Raw genomic sequence first — 16,803 nt, forward strand, 5'->3', positions numbered from 1 at the left:
CGTGCGAGAGTGCCAGATATGGAATACCGCAAGTTGCTGGGCACCGACCTCACCGTGAGCGCGGTGGGGTTTGGCGTGTGGACCGTGGGCACCACCTGGTGGGGCGTCAGGGACGAGGGCATGGGCAAGGCGCTGCTGAGGCGGGCCTTTGACCTGGGCATCACTTTCTTCGACAACGCCGATACCTACGCCTCGGGCCGCGCCGAGGAGCTGCAGCGCGAGGCCCTGGGGGACGTGCGCGATCAGCTTGTGATTGGCACGAAGTTCGGCTATGACATCTACACCCACCCCGACCGCCCCGGGCAACAGGAGCGCCCCCATGACTGGTCGCCGGCACACCTGCGCCGCGCGCTGGAAGGCAGCCTGAAGCGGCTGGGGACCGACCGCATTGACTACTACCAGCTGCACAACCCGCGCATGGACGCCATCCTGCGCGACGACCTGTGGGCCGAGCTGGACCGGGCCAAGGCCGAGGGCCTGATTCTGGCCTACGGCACCGCCCTGGGCCCGGCCCAGCACGAGCGCCAGATTGAAGAAGGTATTGCCAGCGTGCGTGACCGCCGCGCGCCCACCCAGATCATCTACAACCTGCTGGAACAGGCGCTGGGCGAGCAGATTCTGCCGGTGGCCGAGGAAGTGGGCGTGGGCGTGATGGCCCGCGTGCCGCACGCCTCGGGGCTGCTGGAAGGCCACATGAGCCTGGACACCGAATTCGAGCCCGGCGACCACCGCAACTGGCGCATGACCACCAACGCCCGCCGCAAGGCCTGGATGGAAGACGGACTGCAGAAGGTGGAGCAGTTGCAAGGCGCCTTTGTGGAGGGCCGGGGCCGCACCATTGGCCAGCTGGCGATTCAGTTCGCCCTGCGCTCCCCGGCGATGGCGAGCGTGCTGCCCAACATCTACTCCGAAGACGGCCTGCGCGAGTACGCCGCCACCTTTGACGCCGCGCCCCTGACCGACGAGGACTTTGAAGGCATTCAGACGCTCTACCGCGCCAACTTCGGCATGACCCATGACCTGCGCGGTCAGGTGGTGGCCCAGTGAGTGGTGAACAGGTGAGCGGGGAACGTCCGGAAGGCCAGCGCCCCGAGGGTGCTCCAGCGGCGGGCGGGCGCCCTGGCGGCGCCCCGGGTGGCCGCCCGAAGATGATGGTGGACCTGGACCCCAGCGGGCAGGTGACGCAGCGGGAACCCGACCGCGCCCAGCGGCAGTTCCTGAACTACGCCTTTTTCAAGCTGGACCCGGCGTTTCGCCGCCTGCCCCCGGCCGAGCGCGAGGAGCTGAAGGCCGAGTTTCTGGCCGCCGCCCAGGGCTGGGTGGAGAGCGGCGCGCCCGAACAGGGCCTGATTCAGCGGCCCTACTCGCTGGTGGGCGTGCGCGGCGACGTGGATTTCATGCTGTGGCGCATTGCCTTTGACGTGCGCGACTTTCAGGAGGCGCAGGCCCGGCTGAACCGCACGCGCCTGATGGGCTACCTGTCGCAGCCCTATAACTTCGTGTCCATGAACAAGCGCAGCCAGTACGTGAACCGCGTGGAAGGCAGCGGGCACGGCCTGGAAGTCCTGCCGGGCCAGGGCAAATTCCTGTTCATCTACCCCTTCGTGAAGACGCGGGCGTGGTACGACCTGACGCCGCACAGCCGCCAGGGCATGATGGACGAGCACATCTACGCCAGCGGCCCCTTCAAGGGCGTGCGGATCAACACCAGCTACTCTTACGGCATTGACGACCAGGAATTCGTGGTGAGCTTCGACTCCGACCACCCGCAGGAATTCGTGGATCTGGTGCACCGCCTGCGCTACACCGAGGCCAGCATGTACACGCTACAGGACACGCCCATGTTCACCTGCGTGAAAAAGGACCTGCTGGAAGTCCTGAACGACCTGGGCTGAAGCCAGCCGTTGCAGCGGTCCATCCTGGGGCGACCCCTGGGATGGACGTTTTGCTGTTCAGGCCCAGACTCCTGCTCATCATGACCGCCGACGAGTTCTTTCCCGTTCCCTGCCTTCTGCCCGCAGAGATTGGCGCGTGGGTGGACACCTGGCTGCGCCAACCGGGCGGCAAGGTGGGACTGGCCGATGGGCTGCGGCTGGCTCCTCGCCAGTGGGAAGGCCCGCTCCCGGTGGCCATTGCCGCCCTGCGGCGGGCCTGTGGGCCCGAGCCCGAGATGGAATACCCCGAACCCACCGTGCGGTGGACCGCCCGGCTTGAAGCGCTGATTCAGGCCCACCAGCACGGCGCCCGATTTGCCCCACTGATCGCGCAGCGCCGTGGCGACGTGCTCTCGGTGCGCGGGCGGCAACCACCGTCTGGGGGCGCTGGAACAACTTGGGGGGACTGAAGCCTGGGTGGTCATCTGGTCGGACGGCGTAGGCTGAGGCGAACAGCGCCAGCAGGGATCCGCAACAGCCCACGCCCCTTCCCCAGGCGTGGGCTGTTCTGGCGCGGGCCTCCTTACGCCGTCAGCACCCGAATCGCCCGGTCCAGCGCCTCATCGTCAATCTGGTGGTGCAGAACAAAGCGCACAGACTGCGGCCCCAGGGCGTTGGTCAGCACGCCGCGTTCGGCCCAGGTCGCCGCACGGCCCGCCGCGTCCGGTACGGTGGCGTACACAATGTTCGTCTGCACAGCGGCCAGATTCACGCTGAAGCCGGCGTTCACCAGCGCCTCGGCCAGCACGCGGGCGCGGCGGTGGTCCCCGGCCAGGCGGGCGGGGCCTTCCTGCAGCGCCACCAGGGCGGCGGCGGCCAGCACCCCCGCCTGCCGCATGCCGCCGCCCATCATCTTGCGGTAGCGGTGCGCCTGTTTCATGGCCGCCGCCGAGCCCGTCAGCACGCTGCCCACCGGGGCCCCCAGGCCCTTGCTGAGGCACACGCTGACGGTGTCGAACATGCCCGTGATCTCGCGCAGTTCTGCGCCCAGGGCCACCGCCGCGTTGTACACCCGCGCGCCGTCCAGGTGCAGGGGCAGGCCTTCCCCGGTGGCCACCGCGCGAATCTGGTGCAGGACTTCGGGCGCAATGACCGTGCCGCCCGCCTTGTTGTGGGTGTTTTCCAGGCTGATCATCCCGGTGGGCGACTGGTGAATGCTGCGGCGAATGGCCGCGCGCACGTCGTCCGGGGCCGGCACGCCCAGCGGCGCGGGCACGAAGCGCGGCACCACCCCGCTGAAGGTGGCCATCATGCCCAGTTCCCACTCATAGATGTGCGAGCCCTCGGCGCAGATCACCTCCTCGCCCCGGCGGGTGTGCAGGGCGATCGCCACCTGATTGGTCATGCTGCCCGACGGCATGAACAGCCCCGCCTCGTGCCCGGTCAGGCGGGCCACCTCGGCCTGCAGGGCGTTGACGGTGGGGTCCTCGCCGTACACGTCGTCGCCCACCGGGGCCTGGGCCATCGCCTCACGCATGGCAGGCGTGGGCGTGGTCACGGTATCGGAGCGCAGATCGGCAATCACGGGCGGGGTCATGCCCGCGATGCTACGCCGGGGCGGGGCCAGGAGGTCACGGCCCGTCCAGCCGATTCACCACCTCTGGCGGCACTGCCGGATTCCGGCGCAGGGCCGCCACCACTGTGCCCACCGGGTCCTCGGCCAGGCGGGCGGCGATGCGGGGCGGAAGGTCCGGGCGGGCCGCCACCTGCGCGCGGATTTCGGGCTGGAGATTCCGGGGCGTGACCAGTTCTTCCCACAGGTCCAGCGTCATGTGCGGCGAGTCCAGCACGAGCATCACCAGCCGGTCCTCGTCACGCAGGCTGTTCCAGAACGAAAAGCGCTTCAGACGCTGCGTGATCAGGTCGCGCAGCATGGCCTCCGTGAAGCTGGGGTGCCGCAGCAGGGCCCCGTCGTGTGGCGACACCACCAGCCGGGCCAGCACCCCGGGCGGGGTCTGCGGCTCGGCAATCAGGGTTTCAATGGCCGCGCCCCCCAGCGCCCGCATCCGGTCTACCAGGGGCGAACTGGGTGTCTGTGGATTCTGCGCCAGGGCCAGCAGGGTCTCGCCCGTGGCAAATTCGCTGTACACGCCCAGCAGCGGCCCTGGCAGCGGGTCCCCGGTATGCAGGTAGGGATTGAGGGTCCCCGGCCCCAGGCGCCGGAGGACCGTGCGGGCCACCTCTGGGGGCAAAGCAGGATTGCGCAGCAACGTTTCGGCCACCCAGGCGGCCGGGTCGTCCGCCAGCTCCTGGGCCTGGGCCGGGCTCAGGGGCAGATGCAGCGCCGCCTGCGCGCGGACCTGATCGCTGGGGTCGGCCACCAGCGCCGCCGTCACGTCCCCGGGTAAGCCGGTGGGCCTGGCCAGAGAGGGCACGCTGGCCCGCAGGTGCGCCTCTGGGCGTTGGGCCAGCCGCCGCAGTACCCTCGCTGAAAGGCCACCCCGCTCTGAAAGCCAGTGGGTCGCGATGGGCCCCGTCTCGATCAGGCGCAGCAGGTCGTCGTCGGTCACCTCTGGACGGTGCAGGACGACGTATGCCTGCGGCGGCTGGTTCAGCAGAAAGGCCAGCACCTCCGGGTGCAGGTTGGGGGCATGGCCCAGCGCCCACAGGGCACTCTCCTGAAGTGGACTGTGGGCCACCCGCCACTGCTCGGCCAGGGGCCAGGCCGGGTTGTAGGGTTCTTCCTCCGTTCGTTCCTGCACCGCCATCTGCACGTCCTCGTCGGGGTCAGTGGCCAGCCTCGCCAGGGCTTCTGTGGGCGTGGCGGCGTGCCGCGCAATGCGCGCGCGCAGGTAGGGATCGGGGTCATCCAGCCACCGGGACAGCAGCGCCCACGGGGCATCCTGGGCCTGGGCGATGGCCCGGCGTGTTTCGGGAGCCTCTACCCCCCCAAGGGCGTTCAGCAGAGGTTCGCGCACCTCTGGCGGGCAGGCGGGGTTGTTCAGCACCGCCAGCGGAAAAGGCCACTGCGGCGCGCGGGCCAGTTCACGCAGCGCCGAGCCCGGGGTGCTGGGATTGCGGGCTGCGGCCAGCCGCACGCTGGCCCAGGGGCTGCGCGACAACGCATCCAGGGTGCGCGGCAGGGTCTGGGGGTTCTGCGCCTGCTGCCGCTCTGCCTCGAACGCCGCGCGCCCCCCCCGGGAGTGCACTGCAGACGCCACTTCAAACACCAGGTCCCCGTGCAGGGGCCGCAGCCACTCGTCGGGAATCGCCGGATTCAGCGCGGCGGCGCGGCGCACGCTGGGGTCAGGGTGGGCCACCCATTCCTGCACCTGTGCCTGGGATGGTGCTGTGGCCGCCGCCACCGCCAGCACCAGTTCTTCGTTGCCCTCAAAGCGCACGGTATATGTGCCGTTGAGCGAATCGCCCGCCAGATAGGTCACCTCGCCAAAGGGCGTGATGACCCCAGTGCTCAGGTCCCACAGGTAGGCGCTCTGGCTGGGCAGATCGGCGTGCTCCACCGCCTCCTCCACCTCACGCCGGGTGTCATGGTCCAGCGGCACGGCGCGCCCCTGCCCGTCCAGGGCCTGCACCTCGTAGCGCATCTCGTCCTCGTGCCACAGGTACGCCAGCCGCACGCGGGCCACGCCCAGCCGCGCCAGCTTGCGGGCAAAGCCAGCCGGGATGGTCATGTTCCCTCCTCGCTCAGGCGCGCCGCGCCCCGGGTCATCCAGGGCCTCAGCGGCAGGTCGCCCAGCCAGTCCTGCACGGTGGGAATCTCGCCGCCCATGTCCTCGCGCACATGCTGCTCGCCAATCAGGCGCACGGGCACCTGCCGGCCTGTGGCCAGGGTCAGCGTGGCGCCAAACACCTGCTCGCACAGGAAGATGCCAAAGCTGGAGTGCAGCAGCGCGCGGTGGCGGACGTCCGGCAGATGGGCCTTGGTCTGGTCGAACCAGTTGTGAATGGGCAGGTACTCCTCGGGCTGTCCGCCAAAGGTCCGGGCCGAGCTGACCGCATGGTGGTACGGGTGCGCCATGCGGCCAGTATGGCAGCCCCTACGCCCCGGCCAGCTCGCCCTTTCTGGCCTCAATGATCTTCCTGGCCAGGTGCTCCGGAACCGGCTGGTAGCCGTGCGGCTTCACGCTGAAGGCGCCCCGGTCCCCGGTCAGGGAACGCAGGTCGGCGCTGTAGGTCTGCAGCTCGGCCTGCGGCACGGTGGCGGTGACCGTAATGACGGTGCCGCTGGTGTCCATGCCCTGCACGCGGGCGCGGCGGGTCTGCAGGTCGCTGATCAGGTCGCCGGTCAAGCTGGCCGGGGCGCGCACCCGCAGCTGGTACACCGGCTCCAGCAGGCCGGGCCGCGCGCCGTCCAGGGCATTCTTCAGGGCAAGGCTGCCCGCCGTGCGAAAGGCAATGTCGCTGCTGTCCACATCGTGGTAGCTGCCGTCCAGCACCGTCACATGCACGTCCTGCAGGGGGTAGCCGGCCAGCGAGCCCTTTTGCATGGCGTCCTGCACCCCCTTTTCTATGCTGGGCAGGTACTTGCCGGGAATGGCCCCGCCCACCACCGCGCTGCGGAAGGCAAAGCCCTCGCCGGGCTCAATGCGGATGCGGCAGTCGCCGTACTGGCCGTGCCCACCGCTCTGTTTGCGGTGCTTGCCCTGCGCCTCGCAGGGGGCGTGAATGGTCTCGCGGTAGGGAATGCGGGGGGGGCTGGTCCTGACATTCACGCCCAGGGCCGCCAGTTTCTCCACGGCAATATTCAGGTGCATCTCGCCCATGCCGGAGAGCAGCTGTTCGCCGGTCTGCGGCTCGCGGCTGTACACCAGGGTGGGGTCTTCCTCGCGCAAGCGGGCCAGGGCGGCGCCCAGCCGGTCCTCGTCGGCGCGGGTAAGGGGCACAATGGCCAGCGTGTGCGCCGGGTCGGGCAGCCACAGCGGATCGTACTGCATGGGGTGCGCGGGGTCGGCCAGGGTGTCGCCCGCGTGCAGCTCGGGCAGCTTGGTCAGCACGCCGATGCTGCCGGCCGGCAATTCGGGCACCTCGGTCAGGTCCTTGCCGCCGGGCACATACAGGTGCGTCACGCGCATCTCGGTGCCCTGGGTGGTGTTGCGCACCGTGTCGCCGGGCCGCAGGGTGCCGCTCCAGACGCGCACGTAGGCCAGCTTGCCCACGAAGGGGTCCACCGAGACCCGCCACACCCGCGCGCTGAAGGGCGCATCCGGCAGGGGCTCGCGCGTCTGGCCGTCCACGCCGGTCAGGGGACCGCGCTCGCGGGCCGAGCGCAGACCGCGCACCATCAGGTCCAGCAGCACGTCCACGCCCACCCCGCTCTGGGCGCTCACCGGCAGCACCGGGTACAGGGTGCCCGCGTGCACGGCGCGCCAGAAGGCCGCCTGCAGCTCCTCGGCGCCCACCTCTTCACCCTCCAGATACCGCGCCATCAGGTCGTCGTCGGTTTCCACAATCGCGTCGGTCAGGGCCTCGCGCGCCTCACGCAGGGCGGCGCCCAGGGCGGGCGGCGTGGCCTGCGGCGGGCTGGCCTCGCCGGTCAGCACGTTCACCACACCCGCAAAGTCGGCGCCCTGGCCCAGCGGCAGCCACGCGGCAGCCACCGGCCCCTTCAGGCTGGCCCGCAGGTCGGCCAGGACGGCAAAGAAGTCGGCGCGCTCACGGTCCATCTTGTTCACCACGATCAACCGGGGCATCTCGAAGCGGTCGGCGGTGGCCCATACCCGCTCAGTGCCCACCTCCACACCGCCCAGGGCGCTCACGACCACGGCTGCCGTGTCCGCCGCGCGGATACCGCCCCGGATCTCGCGCACGAAGTCGGCGTAGCCTGGCGTATCCAGCACCGTGACGCTGGTCTGCGCGTGCGTCAGGCGCAGCACCCCGGTCTGAATGGAAAAGCCGTGCGCCTTTTCGGCCTCGGTGTGGTCGCTGTGGGCCGTGCCGTCCTCCACGCGCCCCGCGCGTAAAATGGCCCCGCTGCGAAACAGCAGGGCCTCGGCCAGCGTGGTTTTTCCGGCCCCGCTGTGGCCCGCGAGACTGACAACGCGAACAGGCATAAGCACCAGACCTTTCCCGGGAAGGGTGCCCCGGGGGCAAAGGAAAGCCAGTGAACGCACGCCGCAGCGGACGGGGAAAAGGGTTGGGTGGAGTGTAAGGGTTTTTGAGGGGCGCAGGGCACATGGCCGATGGCCAGGAGCGCAGGGCTCCCTCCAGGGATCAAGGGGCCAGACAAGTGGAGGCCCTCCAACGCCCCCGCCTCTCCTCCCCCGCGCTGTCCCACAGCCCACGCCCCACGGCCCACAACCCCCTATCCTGGCCCCCATGACCCACGACGAGCCCCCCGCCTACGCCCTGCTGCCCACGCCGGATGGGTCGCGCACGGCGTTCAACGCCCGGTACGGCGAGGCGTATGGGTCGCGGCACGGGGCCGCGGCACAGGCGCGGCATGTGTTCGTGCAGGGCACGGGCACCCACCTTCACCCTGCGCCCCGGGTGCTGGAAATTGGCTTTGGGGTGGGCGTGAATGGCCGGGCCACCCTGGCGGACACGGCGCGGCGCGGCGCGCGGCTGCACTACCGCGCCTATGAATTCGACCCCGCCCCGCGCGAGGTGCTGCGCGCCGTGGCCGAGGGCGCAGAGGGCGCCGACCACCCGGCCTGGACCGCCCTGCTGGCCGCGTGGCCGGAGGGAGGCGGCGGGCGCGGCGAACTGGAGGTCGAGGCGGGGGGCGCCACCCTCACCGTCACCTTTGCCGACGCCCTGACGGCCGAGTTGCCCCGGAGCTGGGCCACCGCGCTGTACCTGGACGGCTTCTCGCCGTCGCGCAACCCCGAGGTCTGGACGCCGGACTTCGCGGCGCGGCTGGCGAGCACCCTGGCGCCGGGCGGCGTGCTGGGCACCTACAGCGCGGCCGGGCATGTGCGCCGGGCCCTGGTGGCAGCGGGGCTGCGTGTGGAACGGCGGCCCGGCGCCCCGGGCAAGCGGGAATGCCTGCGGGCGGTGCGGGAAGTGGAGGGTGGGTCGTGGGCAGTGGAGGAAGGGCCGCTTTGAACGTTGTGGTGGTGGGGGCGGGGATTGCCGGGGCTTCGGCGGCCTATTTTCTGGCGCGGGGGGGGGCCGCCGTGACGGTGGTGGACGCCGGCGCCCACACCGCCAGCCACGTGCCCAGCGCCCTGGTCAACCCGGTGCGGGGGCAGTCGGGCGGGGTGGACGCGCGGGCGCTGGCGGGCATGGCGTTCACCTGGGCGCTGCTGCGCGAACTGGAGGCCCAGGGGTTTGCCATTCCCCACGGGCAGAGCGGCGTCTTGCGACCGGTGCCAGATGACCGGGCCCGGGCCCGCTTTGAACGCCATCTGCCGCCTGAGCTGGCCCACGTATGGTTAAAGCCCGACGAATCGCCCGAACCGCTGGCCCCCGGCTGGGCACACGTGCTGTCACTGCCGCCGGGCGGATGGGTGGACGGGCAGGCACTCACCGGGGCGCTGCGGCGGGCCTCGGGGGCGCGGGCCGTGCGCGGGCGGGCGCTGGGCTGGACGGCGCACACGGTTCAGTTGCTGGACGCCGCCCCTCTGCACGCCGACGCCGTGGTGGTCTGCGGCGGCTCGGTGGGCCGCCACTGGACCGGGGAAAGTGCCACCCACCGCATGGGCACCCTGCTGACCCTGGACCGCGCCGTCACCCGGCAGCCGGTCAGTTTCGGGGCGTATCTGGCCCCAGCGCAGAGCGGGGGCGTGCTGGGCGCCACCTTCGAGACCCCTGCGCCGCAGTGGCGGCCCGACACCTTGCCCCTGCCCTCGCTGGGCTGGCTGCTGGGCAAGGGGCTGGCGCTCAGTGACCTGCAGGGTGTTCAGGTCACAGGCCGCTGGACCGGTTCGCGGCTCTCGGGGCTGCAGGCGGGCCGGCAGGCGGACGGCACCTGGCGCCTGAGCGGGCTGAGCAGCAAGGGCTTCCTGCTGGGGCCGCTGCTGGCGCGCGATCTGGCGGCGCAGGTGCTGGCGTCACGCGGCGGGTAACGCGCCACGGCGCGAGGAACGGGTGAAGCGCCTGACCCGGCTGGCTTACACTGCTCAGGTTATGGCGACCTACCGCATCTGTCTCATTGAAGGCGACGGCATTGGCCACGAGGTCATTCCCGCCGCCCGCCGCGTGCTCGACGCCGCTGGCTTCAGCGCCGAATACGTGCACGCCGAGGCCGGCTACGAGTACTACCTGGACCACGGCACCAGCGTGCCCCAGGCCACCTACGACGCCGTGGAAAACACCCACGCCACCCTGTTCGGCGCGGCCACCAGCCCCAGCGGCGAGAAGCCTGCCGGGTTCTTCGGCGCCATTCGCCACCTGCGCCAGAAGTACGGTCTGTACGCCAACGTGCGCCCCACCAGGACCCGCCCGGTGCCCGGCGCCTACGAGAACGTGGACCTCGTGATTGTCCGCGAGAACACCCAGGGCCTGTACGTGGAACAGGAGCGGCGCTACGGCGACACCGCCATTGCCGACACCGTGATCACCAAGGACGCCAGCCTGCGTATTGGCCAGTTCGCCGCCAATCTGGCCATGAAGCGCGGCAAACGGCTGACCGTGGTGCACAAGGCCAATGTGCTGCCCGTGACCCAGGGCCTGTTCCTGAACACCATTCTGGACCACGCCTCAGGCGTGGACGGCCTGAACACCGGCACCATGATCGTGGACAACGCCGCCATGCAGCTGGTGCGCAACCCCCAGCAGTTCGACGTGCTGGTGATGACCAACATGTTCGGGGACATCCTGTCCGACCTCGCCGCCGGTCTGGTGGGCGGCCTGGGCATCGCCGCCAGCGGCAACGTGGGCGACCAGTTCGGGATTTTCGAGAGCGTGCACGGCAGCGCGCCCGACATTGCCGGTCAGGGCGTCAGCAACCCCACCGCCACCATCCTGGCCGCCGTGCTGATGCTGGACCACCTGGGCGACCACGACACCGCCCGCCGCATTGACGCGGCCGTGAACAAGGTCCTGACCGAAGGTCCCCGCACCCGCGACCTGGGCGGCACCGCCGGCACGGAAGAGTTCACGAACGCTGTGATCAAAGCGCTGGCGTAACGCCCCTCAACAGACAGGAGGCCCGGACCAGTTGCGTCCGGGCCTCTTCCTTTTCCATCAACCATCAACTCTTTTAACTCTCCAGCGCGGCTTCAAACTCGCCCAGCAGGTCGCCAATGTCCTCAATGCCAATGCTCAGGCGCAGCAGCCCCGGCGTGATGCCCAGGCGGCGGCGCTCTGTCTCGGGCAGCGGCCGGTGCGAGGTGCCCCAGGGCCATGACAGCGTGGTGACCACGTCCGCAAGGCTGGGGGCCAGCGGAATCCGGCCGGCCAGCGCCCTGACAAAGCCCGGCGCGTCCTCAATCTCGGCGCTCAGCATGCCGCCGAAGCCGTTCGGGAAGAGGTCCATGGCGAGGTGAAACTGCGGGTGGTCCGAGAGGCCCGGGTGGTACACCGCCTTCACGCGCGGGTGGTTAACCAGCACGTCGGCCACCGCCTGCGCGTTGCCGCTGTGGGCGCGCATGCGCAGGCCCAGGGTCTTGAGGCCCTGCAGGGTCATCCAGGCGTCAAAGGCGCTCATGGTGCCGCCCAGGCGCAGCAGGCGGGTGCGGGCCAGCGCCATCAGGTCGGCCCGGCCACACACCACGCCCCCGAAAGCGGCGCTGTGCCCGCTGAGGTACTTGCTGACCGAATGCGTGACCAGATCGGCGCCGTGTTCGGCGGGGCGCAGCATGGCGGGGCTGGCGAAGGTGTTGTCCACGCTCAGCAGGGCGCCGCGCCCGTGGGCCAGAGCCGCCAGGGCAGGCAGGTCCGGCACGGTCATCAGCGGATTGGTCAGGCTCTCCACGTGCAGCACGCGGGTCTGGGGGCGGAACGCCGCCGCCACCTCCTCGTGGTTGCAGGCGTCCACAAAGGAAACTTCAATGCCCAGGCGCGGAAACTCCTCAGCCAGCAGGGCGTAGGTCACGCCGTACACGCGGGCGTCAGTGACCACATGGTCGCCTGCGCGCAGCACCCCCAGCAGCGCCGCGCTGATGGCCGCCATGCCGCTGCCCGCCACCAGCGCGGCCTCGGTGCCTTCCAGGGCGGCCAGGGCGCGTTCCAGTGTGGCGGCGTTGGGCGTGCCGTTGCGGTAATAGAAGCTCGCGGGCTCCTCGCCGCTCATGGCGCGGTCCAGGTCGTCCAGGTCGGCAAAGGCGTACACGGTACTCTGGTAGATGGGTTCCACCAGAGGCGCCGAGCGATTCGGGCGGGCCTCCTCGCCCGCGCGGGCAGCCAGGGTGGTCAGGTCGGGGGCGGGCTTGGGGGCACTCACGCGAGCATTCTAGGGGCGGTTCAGCGCCGGGCCCTCATGGCTTTTATCCAGGCCGGAAGCTGCTTGAGCGGCAGCACGTCAGCGGGCCCCGTCTGACCGTAGCGGGTCAGGACGCCGTAGGCCACCGGGCCGCTGACCAGCAACCCCAGGCCAGTGCAGGCCACCGGTGAGTAGCGGCCAGCAGGCATGGGTTTGCCGGTTCGCCAGTCCTTGCGGGTCAGCGCCAGCACCCAGCGGGTGCCGACAGGGTACTGGGTCACATAGGGGTAGGGCGACATGCCGTCGTCGCCCCGCACGGTCAGGCGCTGGGCGTCCGGCTGGCCCACATACGTGGCCAGCACCCGCACCTGCATGTCCAGCACGCCCGGAAATCCGGCGCCGGCCTGGGGCACATGCCGCTCAATTTCCACCAGCCCCACCACCTCGGCCTGCTTGACCGCCTGATCAAAGGCGGCAAAAGCGCAGGAGCTGCCCTGCCCCCAGCCAGCCGTCCACAGCACCGCCAGCACCAGCCACCGTCGCCTCATGGGTCAATCGTGGCCACTCTGTGCTGACGGCGGATGAGCTGCTGCCTCGCCCGCCCACAGGCCCTGCCGTTTCAGGGCGGCCACCAGATGCGCCTCGCGGCCTTCCATGCTGCCCCCGGCCCCAAAGTAGGCGCCCAGCAGCCGCGCCCAGTCCCCGGGGCGGTCGCCGCGCGCGGCAATGGGGTTCATGACGGCCACGGCGGCCCTCAGCTCTTCTTCGGTGCCGTCGCGGTACTCGTCGGTGTGAACCACCAGGGGGCGCGGCACCCGGGGACGCTGGGGCGGCGTTTCGGCCGGGCGGCCCACGGTCAGGCCCGCAAAGGGCAGCACCCCGGGCGGCAGCTTCAGCAGGTCCAGAATGCCGCCTAAGCCGTTCAGTACGCCCCCAATCCAGCAGCCCTGGTAACCCAGCAGCTCGGCGGCGGTCAGCAGGTTGGTGCCGGCCATCACAGCGTCCCCAAGACCGAAATGCACGGCGATGGCCGGCCAGTGACCGGGCGCGCGGCCACTGGCCGCCAGCACCTGGGCGGTGCGCCGCACATCTGCGCACACCACGAACGCCTCGCTGGCCGTGGCCATGTGCGCGTTCGTGGTCAGTTCGGCCATGCGGGCGCGCACGGCCGGGCGGGTGAGGCGAATCAGGGAATACAGCTGGGCGGTGGCGTCGGTGGGGGCCCGCTGCGCGGCGTGCAGCAGAACGTCCAGATGCCCGGGCGGCAGGGGCAGCGGCGAGCCGTCCGGCTGCGTTTCATACTGCCGGACCGTGCGGTGGGCATCGTAAAACGCCGTGACCTGCGGCGGGGTCAGGGGGTGGGGTGCACTCATGGCGGCCAGGATAGCCCCGGTGGCCCAGCGGCGCGCGGAAGCGGAACAAGGCGCGCGCGGGCCTCAGCCCGGCTGATCCTCATGCCCCTGAGCGCCGCCAGGAGGGTGATCGCGCCGGGGCCACGCGCGGCTGGGGTGACGCCGGCCGTCCGGGGTGACCACCAGGGCCGCGCAGCCGGGCGTGCTGTCCACCAGGGCCAGACCGCCCCGGACATCCAGCACGCTCAGAATCGTGGCCAGGGCCTCGGCGGCGGCGCATTCGGGGGCCAGGACCACCACGCCGGGCGCCGGCGCTGCCGGGCAGCCGGTACGTGGGTTGACCAGGGGTGCGCTTCCCGGCGCTGGGGCAGGGCGCTGGGCCAGGGCGCCGCGCCGCACGCGCACGCGGGCCAGCCAGGGGGCGTTGTCCCTGGCAGTGAAGGGGTCGGCCACGGTGACCGTCACAGACCCGGGGCCCACCACCCGCAGGGCCCCGCCTGCCCGCACCTGCACCCAGCGCACCCCTGCCGCGCGCGAGGCCACGGCGGCGGCCCGGTCCACCATGTACCCGCGGGCCAGCGGGCCCAGGCCCAGCGGCCCACGGGCATGCAGAACGGCGCAGCCATCGGCCTGCAGGGTCCAGGGCGCGCCCTGGACCGCGCTGACCAGCCGCTGCAACTCCTGCGGCGCGGGCGGGCGGCCGGTGCGCTCGGCCTGGGCCCACAGCAGCCCCAGGGCCTCGGCGCCCGGGTGCAGCGCGCCCCCGCTGCGCAGCCGCCAGTGGTCAGCCAGGCGCAGCACCGCCGTCAGGTCCAGGCTCAGGGGGGTGGGCGCCGAGCTGGCCTGCCGCAGCCAGCGCCGCCACTCACTGTGTGGATCCTGGGCCCCCAGCACTCGCCCCAGCCGCTCCAGTTCGTTGAGGGCGTCGTGTTCGGCCTGCTGCGCCTGGGCCCGGGTGGCCGCCACAATCTGCAGGTCCAGGCGCCCTTCCAGGAGCCGCTCATAGCTGCCGCGCAGCTGGAAGGGCGGCCGCCCACCCAGGCGCCGCGCCGCGCCCAGCACGCTGATGAGGGTCACGCCCTGTATTGTGCGCCCCCAGAGCCGCCCGGCGCGAGAGCAGGCACGCGAGCCTGTCCAGAAGAGCCGCGCGGGGAGGCCCGAACAGCGGCGCTCTGAAGCGGCTGTAGGGGCGCCCCCAGCCGCACTCCGGGGCCCGCTGACCTGGCGCCCTCAGCCCCCCGGCTGCCGGCTCAGCTGCCCGAACAGCAGCGCCAGAATCAGCAGGTCCAGCGCCCACCCCACCGGGCGGCGCAGGCGTTCGTCGCGCCGGGCGCGCAGCACCTGCACCCCCAGCCGTACCAGCAGCACCCCGCCCACCAGCACCGGGCTGGGCAGCGCCCCGCCGCTCAGCAGCGGCCACAGCAGCAGCGCGGCCAGCACCAGCAGCAGCAGGAAACTCAGGCGGGTCAGGGCGTCGGGGGCAGCTGGGGCAGGCTCAGGCGAGGTCACGGCCCCATTACAGCAGCTTCCGCCGTTGACGCGGTGGGAGCAGCGCGGCGAGGCCAGCCCAGGGTGCGCGCCCGGTTCAGCCGGGCGGCCCCGCGTACACGCGCAGCTGGTTCTTGCCCGCGCGTTTGGCCTCGTACATGGCCTGATCGGCGGCGTGCAACAGGGCTTCCCGGTCCTGGGCCTGCGCCGGGTACAGGGCGCAGCCGCAGCTGGCCCCCACCTCCACCAGCTGTCCCCCCAGCCGCGCCGCGCCCTGCAGGGCGCCCAGCAGGCGCTCGCCCACCTGCACGGCCCCGGCCTCGTCCAGATGGCGCAGCATCACCACGAATTCATCGCCAGACAACCGCGCCAGCAGGTCCGAATCGCGCACCCCGGCGCGCAGCCGCCGCGCCACCTCGCGCAGCAGCTCATCGCCGGCGGCGTGGCCCAGCGCGTCGTTCACGGCCTTGAAGCCGTCCAGGTCCAGAAACAGCAGGGCCAGCGGTTGAGCCCGGGCCAGCGCGTGGTCCACTTGCTCTAAAAACAGCGCGCGGTTGGGCAGGCCCGTCAGGGGGTCGTGCGTGGCCAGGGTGCGCGCGTGGCGCTCGGCCTGGCGCAGTTCGGCATTCAGCTGCTCCAGCTCGGCGCTGCGGCGGCGCTCCAGTTCGGCCTCGCGCTGCAGCAGCGACACCTTGGCCTGCACCGCCAGCACCTTGACCTTGCGGTCCAGGGTCTGGGCGTGCAGCGCCCGTTCCAGCGTCAGATACCGCTTGTGGTGGTGCAGCGCCGCTTCAAAGTCGCGCTCCAGTTCGTACCACTCGGCCAGTGCGGCGTGCACCTCGCCCTCGCGGCCCTGCAGGCCCGCGCGCTGGGCCAGGCCCAGGGCCGTGTCCAGGTCGCGCCGCGCCGCCTGTGGGGCGCCCGCGTGGCGGTGCAGGCGGGCGCGGGCCATCAGGGTATAGGCTTCAAAATCCTTTTCCTGTCCGGCGCGGTGCAGGGCCAGCGCCTCTTCGCACAGCGGCCACGCGTCGTCCGGGCGGCCCAGGTCCAGCAGGGTCAGGGTGAGGTAGGTCAGGGCCACGGCCTCGGGCTGTCGCAAGCCCAGGGCGCGCAGCGTGGGCAGCGCCGCCTGCCCCAGACTGTGGGCGCGGTCCAGCTGCCCCAGATGATAGTGGTCAATGGCGATATTCAGGTCGTTGATGGCGCCCTGCAGCGCGGGCATGCCGCCGCCTTCACCCGCCGCGTCCAGGGCCGCCAGCACCCCCGCCACCCGCTGGTGCAGCGCCAGCGCCTCCTCGTGGTCCTGCAGCTCCCAGGCCATCAGCGCCATGTTGGACAGCACCTTGGCTTCCAGCACCCGGTCACCGTGCACCTGCGCCCGCTCCAGGCCGCGCAGGGCGTGTTCCATGCCCTGTGGGTAGTGGCCCAGGCGAAAATACGCCACGCTCAGGGCGTTGGCGTTGTTGCCCAGCAGTTCGGGAAACTGGGGGTCGGCCAGGGTCTGGGCCCGTTCCAGCGCCGCCAGGGCCGCCGGATAATCGGCCAGATAGATGGCGCTGGCCCCCACCATCGTCAGGGCCAGCGCCTGCGCCCGGGTGTCGCCCAGCGCCTCGGCCAGCGCCAGGGCCTCGCGGGCCAGCGCCGCGCCCTGCACCGGGTCGCCCAGCTTGCGCTCCTCGGCCTCCACCAGCAGCCGGGCCAGCTGCTGGGCTTCCGGCCCCCTCTCGGTCATACGGCAGTGTGGCAGGGCCCGTCTCTCGGGGCT

16 protein-coding genes are annotated in these 16,803 nt (G+C 71.4%); 6 read left to right on the forward strand and 10 right to left on the reverse strand.

The genetic code is table 11. The features are described from left to right. Positions 1-18: 18 nt before the first annotated feature. From C8263_RS04685 to C8263_RS04695, 3 genes are all read left to right on the forward strand, one after another. Entirely contained in the window at positions 19-1,047 is a 1,029-nt protein-coding gene (locus tag C8263_RS04685; RefSeq protein WP_107136945.1) for an aldo/keto reductase, read from the forward strand. Between the two features lie 101 nt (positions 1,048-1,148). Beyond that, positions 1,149-1,895 (forward strand): chlorite dismutase family protein, encoded by a 747-nt coding sequence (locus C8263_RS04690; protein ID WP_107136946.1) that lies wholly within the window; start codon positions 1,149-1,151, stop codon positions 1,893-1,895. Between the two features lie 80 nt (positions 1,896-1,975). Then, the gene (locus tag C8263_RS04695; protein WP_146160592.1) at positions 1,976-2,344 is read left to right on the forward strand and encodes a hypothetical protein; all 369 of its coding nucleotides are present in this window, start codon (positions 1,976-1,978) and stop codon (positions 2,342-2,344) included. Positions 2,345-2,457: 113 nt separating this feature from the next. On the opposite strand, the gene C8263_RS04700 is transcribed toward C8263_RS04695, so the two are convergent. From C8263_RS04700 to C8263_RS04715, 4 genes are read right to left on the reverse strand one after another with little or no spacing between them, the layout of a single operon-like run. Continuing rightward, positions 2,458-3,471 carry a threonine aldolase family protein gene (locus C8263_RS04700; protein WP_107136948.1) on the reverse strand — a complete coding sequence of 338 codons (1,014 nt, stop codon included), beginning with the start codon at positions 3,469-3,471 and terminating at the stop codon, positions 2,458-2,460. A gap of 34 nt (positions 3,472-3,505) precedes the next feature. Continuing rightward, entirely contained in the window at positions 3,506-5,566 is a 2,061-nt protein-coding gene (locus C8263_RS04705; RefSeq protein ID WP_107136949.1) for a hypothetical protein, read from the reverse strand. Further along, entirely contained in the window at positions 5,563-5,913 is a 351-nt protein-coding gene (locus tag C8263_RS04710) for a DUF6915 family protein (protein WP_107136950.1), read from the reverse strand. The genes C8263_RS04705 and C8263_RS04710 overlap by 4 nt, the downstream gene beginning before the upstream one ends. 19 nt (positions 5,914-5,932) lie before the next feature. Beyond that, on the reverse strand, positions 5,933-7,945 hold the full coding sequence (locus C8263_RS04715; RefSeq protein ID WP_107136951.1) for an elongation factor G: 2,013 nt from the start codon (positions 7,943-7,945) through the stop codon (positions 5,933-5,935). A gap of 265 nt (positions 7,946-8,210) precedes the next feature. Here C8263_RS04715 and mnmC2 point away from each other — a divergent pair, with 265 nt between their 5' ends. The 3 genes from mnmC2 to C8263_RS04730 all read left to right on the forward strand — a co-directional run bounded on the left by mnmC2 (position 8,211) and on the right by C8263_RS04730 (position 10,964). Continuing rightward, a complete protein-coding gene (gene mnmC2, locus C8263_RS04720; protein WP_107136952.1) occupies positions 8,211-8,939 on the forward strand; it encodes a tRNA (5-methylaminomethyl-2-thiouridine)(34)-methyltransferase MnmC2 in 729 nt (242 codons plus the stop codon). After that, the gene (locus C8263_RS04725; protein ID WP_233218645.1) at positions 8,936-9,901 is read left to right on the forward strand and encodes an FAD-dependent oxidoreductase; all 966 of its coding nucleotides are present in this window, start codon (positions 8,936-8,938) and stop codon (positions 9,899-9,901) included. The genes mnmC2 and C8263_RS04725 overlap by 4 nt, the downstream gene beginning before the upstream one ends. A 61-nt stretch (positions 9,902-9,962) precedes the next feature. After that, the gene (locus C8263_RS04730; RefSeq protein WP_107136954.1) at positions 9,963-10,964 is read left to right on the forward strand and encodes an isocitrate/isopropylmalate dehydrogenase family protein; all 1,002 of its coding nucleotides are present in this window, start codon (positions 9,963-9,965) and stop codon (positions 10,962-10,964) included. Positions 10,965-11,037: 73 nt separating this feature from the next. Here C8263_RS04730 and C8263_RS04735 read toward each other — a convergent pair whose 3' ends face one another. The 6 genes from C8263_RS04735 to C8263_RS19800 form a co-directional block, all read right to left on the reverse strand. After that, complete coding sequence (locus C8263_RS04735) at positions 11,038-12,219, reverse strand: trans-sulfuration enzyme family protein (protein WP_107136955.1); 1,182 nt, start codon at positions 12,217-12,219, stop codon at positions 11,038-11,040. 20 nt (positions 12,220-12,239) lie between these two features. Then, positions 12,240-12,746: a hypothetical protein gene (locus tag C8263_RS04740; protein ID WP_146160593.1), complete on the reverse strand. Its 507-nt coding sequence runs from the start codon at positions 12,744-12,746 to the stop codon at positions 12,240-12,242. 3 nt (positions 12,747-12,749) lie between these two features. Next, entirely contained in the window at positions 12,750-13,571 is an 822-nt protein-coding gene (locus C8263_RS04745; RefSeq protein ID WP_107136957.1) for a nitroreductase family protein, read from the reverse strand. A gap of 63 nt (positions 13,572-13,634) precedes the next feature. Beyond that, complete coding sequence (locus tag C8263_RS04750) at positions 13,635-14,627, reverse strand: FAD:protein FMN transferase (RefSeq protein WP_233218646.1); 993 nt, start codon at positions 14,625-14,627, stop codon at positions 13,635-13,637. Between the two features lie 153 nt (positions 14,628-14,780). Then, positions 14,781-15,059 (reverse strand): hypothetical protein, encoded by a 279-nt coding sequence (locus C8263_RS04755; protein WP_107136958.1) that lies wholly within the window; start codon positions 15,057-15,059, stop codon positions 14,781-14,783. A 76-nt stretch (positions 15,060-15,135) separates the two neighbouring features. Next, on the reverse strand, positions 15,136-16,770 hold the full coding sequence (locus C8263_RS19800; RefSeq protein ID WP_107136959.1) for a GGDEF domain-containing protein: 1,635 nt from the start codon (positions 16,768-16,770) through the stop codon (positions 15,136-15,138). Between the last annotated feature and the right edge of the window lie 33 nt (positions 16,771-16,803).

This window comes from Deinococcus arcticus, assembly GCF_003028415.1.
GTDB classification, from domain to species: domain Bacteria; phylum Deinococcota; class Deinococci; order Deinococcales; family Deinococcaceae; genus Deinococcus; species Deinococcus arcticus.